The organism is Paeniglutamicibacter sp. NPDC012692, assembly GCF_042901625.1.
In the GTDB taxonomy this organism is placed as follows: Bacteria; Actinomycetota; Actinomycetes; order Actinomycetales; family Micrococcaceae; genus Paeniglutamicibacter.
The window spans coordinates 86518-100476 of the sequence record NZ_JBIBDE010000008.1 but is presented as its reverse complement, the minus strand read 5'-3'; the positions used below and the strand labels follow the sequence as shown (position 1 = coordinate 100476).

General features: G+C 65.4%; 9 protein-coding genes and 1 tRNA gene. 3 read left to right on the top strand and 7 right to left on the bottom strand.

Features of this window, described 5'->3' with window-relative positions; genetic code table 11:
• Positions 1–84: 84 nt before the first annotated feature.
• The 4 genes from ACFY5D_RS20545 to pcrA form a co-directional block, all read right to left on the bottom strand.
• Positions 85–1302 carry an alpha-hydroxy-acid oxidizing protein gene (locus ACFY5D_RS20545; protein WP_387534162.1) on the bottom strand — a complete coding sequence of 406 codons (1218 nt, stop codon included), beginning with the start codon at positions 1300–1302 and terminating at the stop codon, positions 85–87.
• A 196-nt stretch (positions 1303–1498) separates the two neighbouring features.
• The gene (sucD, locus tag ACFY5D_RS20540; protein ID WP_387534160.1) at positions 1499–2401 is read right to left on the bottom strand and encodes a succinate--CoA ligase subunit alpha; all 903 of its coding nucleotides are present in this window, start codon (positions 2399–2401) and stop codon (positions 1499–1501) included.
• A gap of 16 nt (positions 2402–2417) precedes the next feature.
• A complete protein-coding gene (gene sucC, locus ACFY5D_RS20535) occupies positions 2418–3587 on the bottom strand; it encodes an ADP-forming succinate--CoA ligase subunit beta (RefSeq protein ID WP_387534158.1) in 1170 nt (389 codons plus the stop codon).
• A gap of 214 nt (positions 3588–3801) precedes the next feature.
• Positions 3802–6222, bottom strand: a complete 2421-nt coding sequence (gene pcrA / locus ACFY5D_RS20530) for a DNA helicase PcrA (protein WP_387534156.1) — start codon at positions 6220–6222, stop codon at positions 3802–3804.
• Positions 6223–6294: 72 nt separating this feature from the next.
• Between pcrA and ACFY5D_RS20525 the strand changes: the two genes are divergently transcribed.
• Together ACFY5D_RS20525 and ACFY5D_RS20520 are read left to right on the top strand one after the other, a co-directional pair.
• Positions 6295–6927 carry a hypothetical protein gene (locus ACFY5D_RS20525; RefSeq protein ID WP_387534154.1) on the top strand — a complete coding sequence of 211 codons (633 nt, stop codon included), beginning with the start codon at positions 6295–6297 and terminating at the stop codon, positions 6925–6927.
• A 98-nt stretch (positions 6928–7025) separates the two neighbouring features.
• Positions 7026–7102, top strand: a tRNA-Arg gene (locus ACFY5D_RS20520).
• Positions 7103–7696: 594 nt separating this feature from the next.
• Here the strand turns inward: ACFY5D_RS20520 and ACFY5D_RS20515 are convergent.
• Positions 7697–8923, bottom strand: a complete 1227-nt coding sequence (locus tag ACFY5D_RS20515; RefSeq protein ID WP_387534152.1) for an ROK family protein — start codon at positions 8921–8923, stop codon at positions 7697–7699.
• 207 nt (positions 8924–9130) lie between these two features.
• Between ACFY5D_RS20515 and ACFY5D_RS20510 the strand changes: the two genes are divergently transcribed.
• Positions 9131–9532, top strand: a complete 402-nt coding sequence (locus ACFY5D_RS20510) for an NUDIX domain-containing protein (protein ID WP_387534150.1) — start codon at positions 9131–9133, stop codon at positions 9530–9532.
• 30 nt (positions 9533–9562) lie between these two features.
• Here ACFY5D_RS20510 and ACFY5D_RS20505 read toward each other — a convergent pair whose 3' ends face one another.
• Entirely contained in the window at positions 9563–11419 is a 1857-nt protein-coding gene (locus tag ACFY5D_RS20505; RefSeq protein ID WP_387534148.1) for an ABC transporter ATP-binding protein, read from the bottom strand.
• A 128-nt stretch (positions 11420–11547) separates the two neighbouring features.
• Entirely contained in the window at positions 11548–13869 is a 2322-nt protein-coding gene (locus ACFY5D_RS20500; protein ID WP_387534146.1) for an FdhF/YdeP family oxidoreductase, read from the bottom strand.
• Positions 13870–13959: the final 90 nt, after the last annotated feature.

Here is a 13959-nt window from a genome sequence, read left to right as displayed (position 1 = left end):
ACCTCGGGTACGTGAAAAATCGTGCGTTGTTCCCCAAAGCAATCCGGGAACAACGCACGATTTTTGTGTGTAGGGCGTTCGCCCCTATGCGTCCACGGTGCCAAGGCGCACGTGCCCGGGGCCGAGTTCGTCCAGGGTGCGCACGCCCAGCAGCGCCATGGTCTGGCGGATCTCCCGCTCGAGGATCTCCAGGGTGCGCTCAACCCCCGCCTGTCCCCCGGCCATCAGTCCGTAGAGGTAGGCCCTGCCGATGAGCGTGAAGTTGGCGCCGGCCGCCAGCGCTGCCACCACGTCGCCGCCGCTCATGATTCCCGAGTCGGCGATGACGAGCTTCTCCGGCCCGACGGCGGCGCGGATCGCCGGCAACTGCATCAGCGGCACCGGGGCCCTGTCCAGCTGCCGTCCCCCGTGGTTGGAGACCACCACGCCGTCGGCTCCGTGCCCGAAGCACTCCACGGCATCCTCCGGTCCCTGGACGCCCTTGACGATCAGGGTCCCGGGCCAGGCCTCCCTGACCCAGCCCAGGTCGGCGTAGCTCAGCGAGGCGTCGAACATGGTGTTGAACTGGGCGCTGACGTTTCCCGGGTCATCGGCAAAGTTCGCGAATTCCAGCGGCGGCGTGGTGAGGAAGTCCAGGCACCACCCCGGGCGCCTGACCGCATCAACCATGGTCCGCACGCCGAGCGTCGGCGGCAGGGTCATGCCGTTTCGCGCATCGCGCACGCGCGTCGAGGTGACGGCGGTGTCCACCGTCAGCATCAGTGCGTCATAGCCGGCAGCCCGGGCCCTGCGCATCATCTCCAGGGACAGTGCGCGGTCCTGGCGCAGGTACAGCTGGAACCATCGGGTGCCCAGCGGCGCCGCCGCTGCGGTTTCCTCGATGGACACCGTGCCCATGGTGGCCAGGGTGAAGGGAACGTTGTGCTTGGCGGCGGCCGCGGCCCCCGCGTGTTCGCCGTCCGCGTGCATGAGCCGGGTCAGCCCCGTGGGGGCGATGCCCACGGGCAGCGAGAACTCCGTCCCGGCCACGGTTGTGCGCGGGTCCACCACGCTCACGTCGCGCAAGATCCCGGGGACAAGCTCCACGTTCCGGTACGCGCGGTAGTTGCGGTCCAGGGTTTCCTCGGAATAGGAGCCGCCGTCGGCGTAGTCGAAGGCCGCGGTGGGAGTGCGGCGCCTGGCCAGCAGCCGCAGGTCTTCCACGGTGAGGGCCGCTGTTGCGGAGTTGCCGCCCGGTTTCGGGAACGGCTTGAATCTCAATTGCGCGAGCGCTGCCGGGATCCGCGTGAGAGAACGTTTCATGATGCGAAGCGGCCTGCCTTTCGATGCTGGAGGACACTTTTCCTCCCCGCATCCTAGGCATCACCGTGGCACCGCCCACAAGCGGCATTCCCGCACCGCGGGAATCGGCCGGGCCGGGCGGCGCTTAAAGACCGACGGCGGCCGGTCTCCCGGAATACCGGGTGGTCGGCCGCCGTCGGCGGATGCTGATTGTGCCTTAGAGGGCGGCGAAAACTTCGCGCAGCAGCGTTGCGGTTTCCGACGGGGTCTTGCCGACCTTCACGCCGGCAGCCTCAAGTGCTTCCTTCTTGGCCTGTGCGGTACCGGCCGAGCCGGAGACGATGGCGCCAGCGTGGCCCATGGTCTTGCCCTCGGGTGCGGTGAAGCCTGCCACGTAGCCGACAACCGGCTTGGTGACGTTGGCCTTGATGAAGTCGGCTGCACGCTCTTCGGCGTCGCCGCCGATTTCACCGATCATGACGATGGCCTTGGTCTCCGGGTCCGCCTCGAACGCAGCCAGGGCGTCGATGTGGGTGGTGCCGATGACCGGGTCGCCGCCGATGCCGATGGCGGTGGAGAAGCCGAGGTCGCGCAGTTCGTACATCATCTGGTAGGTCAAGGTACCGGACTTGGAGACCAAGCCGATCGGGCCCTTGCCGGTGATGTTGGCCGGGGTGATGCCTACCAGTGCTTCACCCGGGGTGATGATGCCGGGGCAGTTCGGGCCGATGATGCGGGTGATCTGCTTGCCGTCGGCGTCGACCTTGGACTGGGCAAGTGCCCAGAACTCGGCCGAATCCTGTACCGGAACGCCTTCGGTGATGACAACGACCAGGCCGATGCCTGCCTCGATGGCTTCGACGACTGCATCCTTGGTGAATGCCGGCGGAACGAAGACGATGGAAACATCGGCACCGGTTTCGGCCATGGCTTCTGCCACTGCGCCGTAAACCTTGATGTCCTTGCCGCCGTGCACGACGGTGGTGCCGGCCTTGCGGGCGTTGACGCCACCGACGACGTTGGTGCCGGCCTTCAGCATCAGGGCGGTGTGCTTGGTACCCTCGCCACCGGTGATGCCCTGAACGATGACCTTGGAGTCCTTGTTAAGGTAAATGCTCATGTTCGCGTATCCCTACTTACTTCGCTGCGTTGGCGAGCTCGGCGGCCTTGTCGGCGCCCTCGTCCATGGTTGCTGCCAGGGTGACCAGCGGGTGGTTGGCCTCGGCCAGGATGCGGCGGCCTTCCTCCACGTTGTTGCCGTCAAGGCGCACAACGAGCGGCTTGTTGGCTGCGGAACCGAGTTCGGCCAGCGCGCCGACGATGCCCTTGGCAACGGCGTCACACGCGGTGATGCCACCGAAGACGTTCACGAATACGGACTTGACCTGCTCGTCATTCAGGATGACGTCCAGACCGGCGGCCATCACCTCTGCGGAGGCTCCACCTCCGATGTCCAGGAAGTTGGCGGGCTTCACGTTGCCGTGGTTCTCGCCTGCGTAGGCAACAACGTCCAGGGTGGACATGACCAGGCCAGCACCGTTGCCGATGATGCCCACTTCGCCGTCCAGCTTGACGTAGTTGAGGTCCTGGGCCTTGGCCTTGGCCTCGAGCGGATCCGCGGCGTCCTTGTCTTCAAGGTCTGCGTGGTGCGGGTGGCGGAAGTCGGCGTTCTCGTCGATGGAGACCTTGCCGTCCAGTGCCACGATGTCGCCGGCGCCGGTGCGAACCAGCGGGTTGACCTCAACCAGGGTTGCATCTTCCTTCTTGAAGACGTCCCACAGCTTCAGGATTGCCGAGGCAACCTTTTCGGTCAGTTCCGGGGCGAAGCCTGCTGCTGCAACGATCTCGTCGGCCTTGGCCTGGTCGATGCCAACGGCCGGGTCAACGGCGATGCGTGCCAGTGCCTCGGGGCGCTCAACGGCGAGTTCCTCGATTTCCATGCCGCCTTCAACCGAGCACATGGCCAGGTAGTTGCGGTTGGCGCGGTCCAGCAGTACGGAGAAGTAGAACTCCTCGGCAATGTCTGCACCCTGGGCGATCATGACCTTGTTCACGGTGTGGCCCTTGATGTCCATGCCGAGAATGTTGGTTGCGTGCTCGAATGCCTCGTCGGCGGTCTTTGCGACCTTGACGCCACCGGCCTTGCCGCGGCCTCCGACCTTTACCTGGGCTTTAACAACCACGACGCCGCCGATTTTCTCGGCTGCGGCCTTGGCTTCTTCAGGAGTGTAGGCAACGATGCCGGCCAGCACGGGTACGCCGTGCGACTCGAACATATCGCGCGCCTGGTATTCATACAGGTCCACGGGCTTGTGTCCTTCTTGTCGAAGTCTATGCTGACTCGAAGACGCGGCAAGGCATAACCATGTCGCGCCTCAGAGGGGAGCACCGGGCCTTAATCAGGCCTGATGCACCTTCAGACTAACGCTTTCCACCGCAATGACCCAGTTCTACAAAACGTAGAGACGGGCCCGGCGCCATGCCCGCCGCTCCCGGCGCGTAAAATGTGCCGCAAAAATGCTAGTCAAGCCTAGTCAAAGGTGCGTAACGGAGCAGCAACCGCTTTTCGGCGTCCGCAAACTTCACCTTCGCGACAGTCTTGTCACCGGCGCCCTCAAGCGCCAGGACAACGCCCTGCCCGAAGGTGCCGTGCGAGACCTTGTCGCCGATGTTCAGCGCGATGATTTCCTTGTTGGGTTGGACACGGGCACTGCGCGCCGCTGCCCGTGCGGTGGGCGCGGTGCGCAGGGTGTGTTCTTCGCTGGCGCCGCTCAGGCGCGTCGCTCCACCGCCGGCATTTCCGCGTCCAGCGCCCCAATACGAGCCGGATTCGTAGCGGCTGGTGGCGAAGTTCCCGGAACCGCCGAACGAATCGAAGGACGAACGCTTGGTGCCTTCGCGCTTCCAATCCAGCAAGTCAACCGGGATTTCCTCGAGGAACTGGCTCGCGGGGTTGTACTGCGACTGGCCCCACAGGCTGCGGTATTCGGCACGCGTGAGGTACAGGCGTTCCCGGGCACGGGTCAGCCCCACGTAGGCCAGCCGGCGTTCCTCGGCGAGTTCTTTCTCGTCGGTCAGCGAACGCTGGTGCGGGAAAATCCCGTGTTCCATGCCGGTGAGGAACACCACCGGGAACTCGAGCCCCTTGGCCGTGTGAAGCGTCATCAACGTGACGAACCCCTCGCGGCGGGCCATGTTTGCGCCCTCGTCGTCGCTGGGTGCGTCGGGGATCTGGTCGGCGTCGGCGACGAGCGCCACGCGTTCCAGGAAGTCCGTGAGCGTGCCCTCGGGGTTTTCCTTCATGAAGTCGCGCACCACGGCCACCAGTTCGGCGAGGTTTTCGACGCGCGACTCGTCCTGCGGGTCGTTGGAGGAACGCAGCATTTCCAGGTACCCGGTTTGTTCGAGCACCGCCTCGAGGGCCTCGGCCGGACCTGACCCGTCTGCCACGACCGCCAGGTCGTCGAGGATCTTGACGAACGAGGCAATCATGTTCTGGCCCCGCGTGCCCAGGCCCGGCGCTTCGTCCGCCCGGCGCAGGGCCTCCATGAAGGAAATGCGTTCGCGTTCGGCAAGGGCCGCAACCGAGTATTCGGCCCTGTCGCCGATGCCGCGCTTGGGTTCGTTGAGGATGCGGCGGACGTTGATGTCGTCCTCCGGGTTCATCAGGACCCGGAGGTACGCCAGGGCGTCCTTGACTTCCTTGCGGTCGTAGAAGCGGGTGCCGCCGATGACCTTGTACTTCAGGTCCACGCGCATGAGCTGTTCCTCGAGCGAACGCGACTGGGCATTGGTGCGATAGAAGATCGCGACGTCCCCGGGTCGGATGTCTTCCTCGTCGTTCAGGCGAAGGATCTCGTCGGCGATCCAGCGCGCCTCGTCGGATTCGGATTCACCCACGTAGCCGACGATTTTTTCGCCGTCGCCCTCGGCGGTCCACAAGCGCTTCTCGGGTCGGTTCGGGTTGCGCTTGATGACCTCGTTGGCTGCCGAGAGGATCGTCTGCGTGGAGCGGTAGTTCTGCTCCAGCTTGATGGTTTCGGCGTCCGGGTAATCCTTGGAGAATTCCACGATGTTGCGGATGTCCGCACCGCGGAACGCGTAGATCGACTGGTCGGAATCGCCGACAACGGTCAGTTCCCCGCCCGGGGTGGGGCCGTCGGGTCCGGTCAGCTCGCGCACCAACGCGTACTGGGCGTGGTTCGTGTCCTGGTACTCGTCGACCATGACGTGGCGGAAACGCCTGCGGTAGTTGTCCGCCACGGCGGGGAATGCGCGGAAGATGTTGACCACGTGCGCAATCAGGTCGTCAAAGTCCAGGGCGTTCGCCGCGCGCAGGCGCTCGGCGTATCCGCGGTAGACCTGAGAAACCGCACGGGCGAAGGGGTCGTTCGAGTCGACGGTCGCGGCATACTGCTCGTCGTCGATCAGCTCGTTCTTGAGCGCAGAAATCTTGTGGGCCATGGACTTCGGCGTGAACCTTTTCGGGTCCAGCTCCAGGCCCTTGGAAACCATGGTGATCAGGCGCAGCGAATCGGCCGAATCGTAAATCGAGAAGCTCGACTTCAGCCCGACCGCGGCGGCCTCGCGGCGCAGGATGCGTACGCACGATGAGTGGAAGGTCGATATCCACATCTTCTTGGCCACATCGTCGCCCACCAATGCCGCAATGCGCTCACGCATTTCCGCCGCAGCCTTGTTGGTGAAGGTGATGGCAAGGATTTCATGCGGGCGTGCGCGGCCCGTGGCCAGCAGGTAGGCAATCCGGTGCGAGAGCACGCGGGTCTTGCCCGAGCCCGCTCCTGCAACGATGAGCAGTGGTGAACCGGCATGCTTGACGGCCTGTTCCTGCTGCGGGTTCAGGCCCCTGAGGAGCTCGAGGGCGTCCGGCAGTGGCTGGGCTGGAGCGGGTGCGACGAAGTCATCGAAAAGGAAATCCATGATGGGCCCTAGTCTACGTGGAGCCTGCCCCGGCTTGGCCGGTGGGTGTTTGTTTGAAGGCATAATTGGTTCATGGCCAAGTCACGCAAGTCGAAACAGTACAACCGCCCTGCCCCCGCGGCGCCGGTCGTCAACCCGTCAACGGAACGCACGCCCGAACAGGCGCAGGGCAACGGAAACCTGGTCCTGGTGGCAGGCGTTGGCGCAGTGATTCTCCTCTTCTGGTACTACCACCTGCTGACGCTGAACCAGATGACCGACCTGTCCAACGGACTGATGATGCCGGACCAGATGATCGGCGGCTATTCCGTCGAACACATCGAGGCCCTGCGGGCCTCGATGGACAAGAATGCCGTCGGCCAGCTGAATTACCTCCACAAGACCGCAGGCCTGCTCTTCCCGCTTTTCCTGGCCCTTGTCACGATGCTTGCGGTGAACCTCAATACGTCGCGCGGTGCCCTGCGCTGGGTGCTGTGGGCGGTGCCGATGCTGTTCGCCGTCGTTGACCTGTGGGAGAACAGCGCCATCGACGCGCTCCTCAACGGCCCGGTCGACCCGGCCGCGGTTGCGCTGGCCTCGACGCTGACCACCACACGCTGGATCCTGCTCTTCGCCACCGCGGCGATCCTGGTCGGGGTGCTGGTGGCCTCCTTCATCCGCACGTTCCGCGAGAAGTGGGAAGCCTCGAAGCAGGGACTGCTCTAACCCCGGCCAGCGGCACCCGGTGCGACGTGCGGGGTGCCGCTTCCAAAATTCTTGTCGAAAAACCGCTACGATTAGTAGGGTTCGTTTCGACGAAACAAGCCTCTGTAGCTCAGTTGGATAGAGCGACCCTCTCCTAAAGGGTAGGCCGTCGGTTCAATTCCGGCCAGGGGCACCACACCGTTATGACCTGCACTTGTGCAGGTCATAACGCGTTTAATGGCTCTCCCGAGGAAACCGGTCAGTCGTTGGTGCCGGCCGCGGAGGTCGTGCGGCGCACCGGACGGACCATCGCCCAGGCGCACGCATCCCTGGACGGGCCTTGCCCGGGTTTGGAAAGGGAGTGTTTGAAAAGCCGCCACTGCGGATCCGGGCGTCGTTTCACGGCGCCGGCATGAACCGCTCGGGGCGTTTGCCGCATGTGTGCGGCCAGAGCATCCCGACGCCGCGGAGCGGGCGGGATCGACCCGGAAGGGCTTTAAGAAAAGGTGCCGTCGACCGGTGAAATGTGGGATAACTCCCATTACATCCCACATCACCGGTCGACGGCGTTGGAGTGGCTCCCCAGCAGCCGACCTGCCGTTCCCCCACACATCAATATTGCGGATAATCGAGACTTTCACGCAAACAACGGTGGGCAGTTCGGTTACTACCAACTCCTACCGGACATCTAAATCCATTTAGAAGGGTTTGTCAACCGAGTCACCTAATTCACGTAAAAGGGTCGTTCGGCGCGTAACCGAACGACCCTTCAACTGATTTTTGCGACCGCTTAGCGCAGCAGGAGCGCAGCGGCCTTTGGCGACAAACTGGCGTCCATCACTGCGCAGGCACCGCCAATTGCCCCGGCTTCGGGTCCAAGCGTCGAGGAACGAACCTCGATGCCGTGCACGTTCTTGGAGCTGAATCGCTCGTTGATGACCTCGCGGACTCCGTCAAGGCAGTAGTCCCCGACCTCGGACCACAGGGGTCCGCCAAAAATGACCTGGGAGACGTCCAGCGCGTTGCAGAGCTGGCCGGCGACCTGCCCGACCTTGCCCATGCATCCGCGCATGAGGGTCGCGGCACTTTCGTTGCCCTCGCCAGCCATCTTCACGATCTGGCTCATGCCTTCGGCACGCTCTTCGGGGGTTCCGTCATCCGGCACGGTCAACGTCAAGCCGGCTTCACGGGCCAATTGCGCCACGTGGTTGAACGCCAGGTTGGCATGCAGGCAATCGTTGCGGCCGCAGGTGCACGGCTGGGCGACGACGCCGGTCGAGTAGTGGCCGACCTCGCCCGCGTTGTTGCTGACGCCTCGGTGGATTTCCCCGTTGAGGACCATGCCTGCGCCGATGCCCGCACCCACGTACATGAGGATGAAGTTGTCCCGCGCGGCGTCGTTCCCCTTCCACAATTCCGCAATGGATGCGGCAATCGTGTCCTTTTCGAGGATGACATCCAGGTCGAGCATGCGTCGCAGTGGCTCGACGATCGCCACGTCCTTCCAGCCGTCAAGCAACGGAGGATCGATCATGACCCCGCGCTCGCGGTCCAGCGGCCCGGGAGCCGCCACTCCGACGCCAACGACGTTGGCGCGCGGAATGCCCGATGCGGCGATGATCTCTTCCACGGTCTTGGCCATGGTTTCGACGGTCTTCTCCGGCACCTCGACCGGCGGAATATCCAGCCGGCGGGAATGCATCACTTCACCGCGCAGGTTTAGCATGACGACGGAAATAACTCCGGGATCCAGGTGGATTCCGATGGCAACCATGCGGTTGACTTCCAGTTCCAAGACGGTCCGGGGCTTGCCCGGACCGGAAACGATGGTGCGGTCCTCGCGGACCAAACCTTCATCGAGCAATCGGCGTACGACGTTTGAGATGGTCTGTGGAGAAAGTCCCGTGGAGCCCGCCAGCTCAACGCGGCTTACCCCGTCGACAGCGCGACGAATCGACTCAAAAATAACAGCCTGATTAAAATCCCCGAGTCGACCTAAGTTGGTGCCCCGCTGCATCAATTCTCCATTTGTAGATCCATGTATGATCCCCCGTTGGCCGTGCCCATGTCCGGATAGTCCCAGTATCCGGACGTCGCACGAAGACTACTTTGTGCCGGGCGCAATACCACTATTTTCGTATTACGCCAATAGTCGAGACTAATTCAGCCCAAAGAGCACGTTATCATCCTCGCATGTACTTTTGGCTGTTGTTAAGCTCAAGGTGTGCCAAAGATTCTCACCATCGCCGCCATGCGGCTCCTTGACCCCGCCGGACGCATTCTCTTGGTGCGCAAACGCGCAACCACCATGTTCATGCAACCGGGCGGAAAGCTCGAACCCGACGAAAGCCCCGAGGCCGCGGTCCTGCGTGAGGTGCGGGAGGAAATCGGCCTGGTTTTCGCCCCCGACCAGGTCGAATTCCTTGGGCACTGGAACGGCCCCGCGGCGAACGAGGCCGACACCGAAATCCACGCCTACCTCTACGGTGCGACCACTGCGGAAGCACCGTGCATCCAAGCCGAGATCGAGCAGATGATGTGGCTCAACCCCGCGGTCGCCCTTGAACGCGACGACATCGCTCCGCTGCTGCGCGACCACGTCCTGCCCTCGTTGCTGGGCGGCTAGCCCGACAACGGACAGACGGCCCTGCTGCCGCTACTGGGCGAACTGGGTTTCGTGCAGTTCGGCGTACCGACCGCCGGCCGCCAGCAGCTCGGTGTGGGTGCCGCGCTCAACGATTTGCCCGCCCTCGACCACCAGGATCTGGTCGGCCGAGCGGATGGTCGAGAGCCTGTGCGCGATGACCAGCGCGGTGCGGTTTTCCAGGGCCTCGGCGAGGGCCGCCTGGACGGCCGCCTCGTTGGAGGAATCCAGTGCCGCCGTCGCCTCGTCCAGGATGACAACCTGCGGCGCCGCGAGAAGCAGGCGCGCGATCGTCATGCGCTGGCGTTCGCCGCCGGAAAGCCTGTAGCCGCGCTCCCCCACCACGGTGTCCAGGCCGTCGGGCAACGCCTCGATGGTCTGCAGCAGCCGGGCCCGGGTCAGCGCCTGCCAGATCTCCGCGTCGCTGGCCCCGGGCTTTGCCAGGCGCAGGTTCGCGCCGATGGTCTCGTGGAACAGGTGCCCGTCCTGGGTCACCATCGACACGGTGGAGCGCAGCGAACCGAGTTTCAGTTCGCGGATGTCGACGCCGGCCAGTTCGACCGAGCCGGAATCGACGTCGTACAAACGGGCAAGCAGCGAGGCGATGGTCGACTTGCCCGCACCCGAGGAGCCCACCAACGCGACGGTGGAACCCGCGGGGATGTCGAAGTCGATGCCGTGGAGCACCGTCTCCCCGCCCCGGGCGTCGAGCACCGCAACGTCCTCGAGCGAGGCAAGCGAGACCTTCTCCGCGCTCGGGTAGGCGAAGGACACGCCCTTGAACTTCACGTCCACCGGCCCCGGGTCCAGGGCCCGGGCCGTCGGCGAATCGGTGATCAGCGGCTTGAGGTCCAGGATCTCGAAGACCCTGTCGAAGCTCACCAGCGCGCTGGTGATTTCCACCCGGGCGTTGGCCAGCGCGGTCAGCGGCGAGTACAGCTGGACCAGCAGCATGCCCAGGACCACCACGTCGCCGGCGGCAAGCTGGCCGCGGGTCGCGTACACGCCGCCCAGTCCGTAGACGAGGGCCAGCGCCAGGGCCGCCACCAGGGTGAGCATTGTGACGAAGAAGAACTGGCGCATCGTCATCTTCACGCCGATGTCCCGGACCCGGCCGGCGCGCATCGCGAACTGCGCGGATTCGTCGGCCGGGCGGCCGAAGAGCTTGATCAGGGTGGCGCCGGGGGCCGAGAAGCGCTCGGTCATCTGCGTGGCCATGGAGGCGTTGAGGTCCGCCGACTCCTTGCGCAGCAGGGCCAGGGTGCGGCCGAACCGGCGCGCCGGGAACAGGAAGATCGGCAACAGCACCAGGGCCGCGAGCGTGACCTGCCACGAGGTGGAGAACATGACGCCGGCCGTCAGCACCAGGGCCACGACGTTCGAGACGAGCCCGGACAGGGTCCCGGCGAAGGCCGCCTGGGCCCCGATGACGTCGTTGTTCAGCCGGCTCACCAGCGCGCCGGTGCGGGTCCTGGTGAAGAAGGCAACGGGCATCTTCTGCACGTGGTCGAAGACGGCGGTGCGCAGGTCGAAGATGATGCCCTCGCCGAGCCTGGAGGAGAACCAGCGCACGATCAGCGAGAAGATCGCGCTGAAGACGGCAACCACGGCGATCATCCCGGCAAGCCCGAGCACCGTGGCGGCATCGCTTTGGGCGACGATCGCATCGACGACCCGGCCGGCCAGGACCGGTGTCACGACGGTCAGGACCGCGGCGCACACGGAGAAGAAGACGAACACCAGCAGCTGCTTCTTGTAGACCCCGGCGAAGGCCAGGACCCGTCGCGGTGTGGTCGGCGCATACGCCTTGCCCTTGTCCTGTCCCGACATCCGCCACAGCGAATTCCAGGCGACGCTTTCCATGCTCATGAGGTGTTCCGCCAAATCTAGGGTGTGGCCGCGCGTGGCACCACGGGATTGCCGCACCGGTCAGCCGGGCCCCGACGGGTCCGAGGTGCAGACCAACTATACCGGCGGCCCGGGCGCGGCCGGACCGGTCAGCTGTCCAGGGTCGGGCCGGGCTGCAGGGAGTGCGGCACGAACCGCACGGTCATGGCCTTGAACCCGGGGGTGTTGGATTCGCGGGCCACCAGGTCGCGGTGCACCAGCGCGTTGGCCTCCGGGAAGTACGCCGCGGCGCACCCCTTGGCCGTCGGGTAGGACACCAGGCGGAACCTGTTGGCGCGGCGCTCGGTGCCGCCGAAGGTGGAGATCACGTCCACCAGCGACTTGTCCTCCAGGCCCAGCTCGAGGAGGTCATCCGGGTTGATGAGGATGACGCGGCGCCCGTCCTTGATGCCGCGGTAGCGGTCGTCCAGCCCGTAGAACGTGGTGTTGTACTGGTCGTGGCTGCGCATGGTCTGCAGGATCAGGTGCCCCTCCGGGGCGTGCAGCGCCTCGAACGGCGAGACCGTGAACCTGCCCTTGCCGATGTCCGTGGCGAAGGAGCGGGTGTCGCGCGGCGGGTTGGGCAGTACGAACCCGTTGCGGCCGCGCACCCGGCGGTTGAAGTCCTCGAAGCCCGGCAGCACCCGGGAGATGTGGTCGCGGACGACGTCGTAGTCCTCGGCCATGGCCTTCCAGGGGACCACGTGGTCCTCGCCCAGGATGGCGGTGGCCATGCGGGCGACGATGACGGGTTCGGCCAGCAAGTGCTCGGAGACCGGCTTGAGCCGGCCCTGGGTCGAGTGGATGACGGACATCGAGTCCTCCACCGAGAGGAACTGCGGGCCGCCGGCGTGCTTGTCGTCGCGGTCCGTGCGGCCCAGGGTGGGCAGGATCAGCGAGGTCTGCCCGTGCACCACGTGGGAGCGGTTGGGCTTGGTGGAGATGTGGACGGTGAGCTTGGCGCGCTGCATGCCGGCCTCGAGCGCCTCGGTCTCCGCGTTCGCCAGGGCGAAGTTGCCGCCCATCGACACGAAGACGTCGACCTCGTCGTTCGCGAAGGCGTCGAGTGCCTCCGTGGAGTCGTAGCCGTGGGCGCGCGGGGAGTCGATCCCGAATTCCGCGTCGAGGGCCGCCAGCAGCTTCTCGCCCGGTTTCTCCCAGATGCCCATGGTCCGGTCGCCCTGCACGTTCGAGTGCCCGCGCACGGGGCAGGCGCCGGCGCCCGGCTTGCCGAAGTTGCCCTGCATCAGCAGCAGGTTGATGATTTCCTTGAGCGTCGGCACCGAGTGCGGCTGCTGGGTCAGGCCCAGCGCCCAGCAGAAGATCGTCGCCTTGGATTCGATCAGCAGCCCGGCGATCTCCGTGATCTCCACGCGGGTCAGCCCGGTGGCCTCCTCCGTGGCCTCCCAGTCGAGGTCCGCGCGGGCGGCCCGGTAGGCCTCGAAGCCGTCGGTGGCCGAATCGATGAAGGCCCGGTCGATCACGGACCCCGGGTTCATTTCCTCCGCGGCCAGCAGCAGGTGCCCGAATGCCTGGAAGAGCGCCAGGTCCCCGCCGACCTTGATCTGCAAGAAGTGGCTGCTGACGTCGGAGGACTTGCCAAGCATGCCGCTGACGCTCTGCGGGTCCTTGAAGCCGAACAACCCGGCCTCAGGCAGCGGGTTCACCGCGACGACGCGGGCACCGCGCTTGCGGGCCTCGGAAAGCGCCGAGAGCATGCGCGGGTGGTTGGTGCCCGGGTTCTGGCCGACGACGAAGATCAGCTCGGCGTGCTCGAAGTCCTCGAGGGAGACGGTGCCCTTGCCGATGCCGATCGTGGGGTTCAGCGCCGAGCCGGAGGATTCGTGGCACATGTTGGAGCAGTCCGGCAGGTTGTTGGTGCCCAGCGAGCGTGCCAGCAGCTGGTACATGAACGCGGTCTCGTTGGCGGTCCGGCCCGAGGTGTAGAAGACGCACTTGTCCGGCGTGGTCGCGTTGACGTGCTCGCCGATGGTGCGGAAGGCCTCGGCCCAGGTGATCGGCGTGTAGTGGGTCTCCCCGGCGCGGATGACCATGGGTTCGGTGATGCGGCCCTGCGAGCCGAGCCAGTACTCGGTCTTCTCGCGGAGCACGCCGATGGGGTGCTCCGCCCACCACGCGGGGGTGACGGTGCGCGCGCTGGCTTCCTCGGCGATGGCCTTGGCGCCGTTTTCGCAGAACTCTGCGGGCTTGCGGGCGCCGGTGATGGACTCCGGCCAGGCGCAACCGGGGCAGTCGAAGCCGCCGCGCTGGTTGATCCGGAGCATCGAACGGATCGTGCGCGTCACGCCGGCCTCGGCGAAGCCGCGCTCAAGGGACACCTTGACCGCCTCGACCCCGGCGGCACTGCGCTTCGGCTTGCCGACCACCAGGTCGTCTTCGTTGATGTCTTGCGTTGGGGCCGGGCGATTCATCTTGTTCCTCCACGTCACAGCGGTGTTGCTGGATTGCTCGCCACCGGGGGCGTGCTGGCACTGGCGTCGGGGGCACCGGGGGTTCCCACG

Excerpts from the sequence above, each read along its gene's own strand:
- ACFY5D_RS20515 (WP_387534152.1), bottom strand. The coding sequence starts at position 8,923 with ATGCAGCGGGGCACCAACTTAGGTCGACTCGGGGATTTTAATCAGGCT.
- ACFY5D_RS20505 (WP_387534148.1), bottom strand. The coding sequence starts at position 11,419 with ATGAGCATGGAAAGCGTCGCCTGGAATTCGCTGTGGCGGATGTCGGGA.
- pcrA (WP_387534156.1), bottom strand. The coding sequence starts at position 6,222 with ATGGATTTCCTTTTCGATGACTTCGTCGCACCCGCTCCAGCCCAGCCA.
- ACFY5D_RS20525 (WP_387534154.1), top strand. The coding sequence starts at position 6,295 with ATGGCCAAGTCACGCAAGTCGAAACAGTACAACCGCCCTGCCCCCGCG.
- ACFY5D_RS20500 (WP_387534146.1), bottom strand. The coding sequence starts at position 13,869 with ATGAATCGCCCGGCCCCAACGCAAGACATCAACGAAGACGACCTGGTG.
- ACFY5D_RS20545 (WP_387534162.1), bottom strand. The coding sequence starts at position 1,302 with ATGAAACGTTCTCTCACGCGGATCCCGGCAGCGCTCGCGCAATTGAGA.
- sucD (WP_387534160.1), bottom strand. The coding sequence starts at position 2,401 with ATGAGCATTTACCTTAACAAGGACTCCAAGGTCATCGTTCAGGGCATC.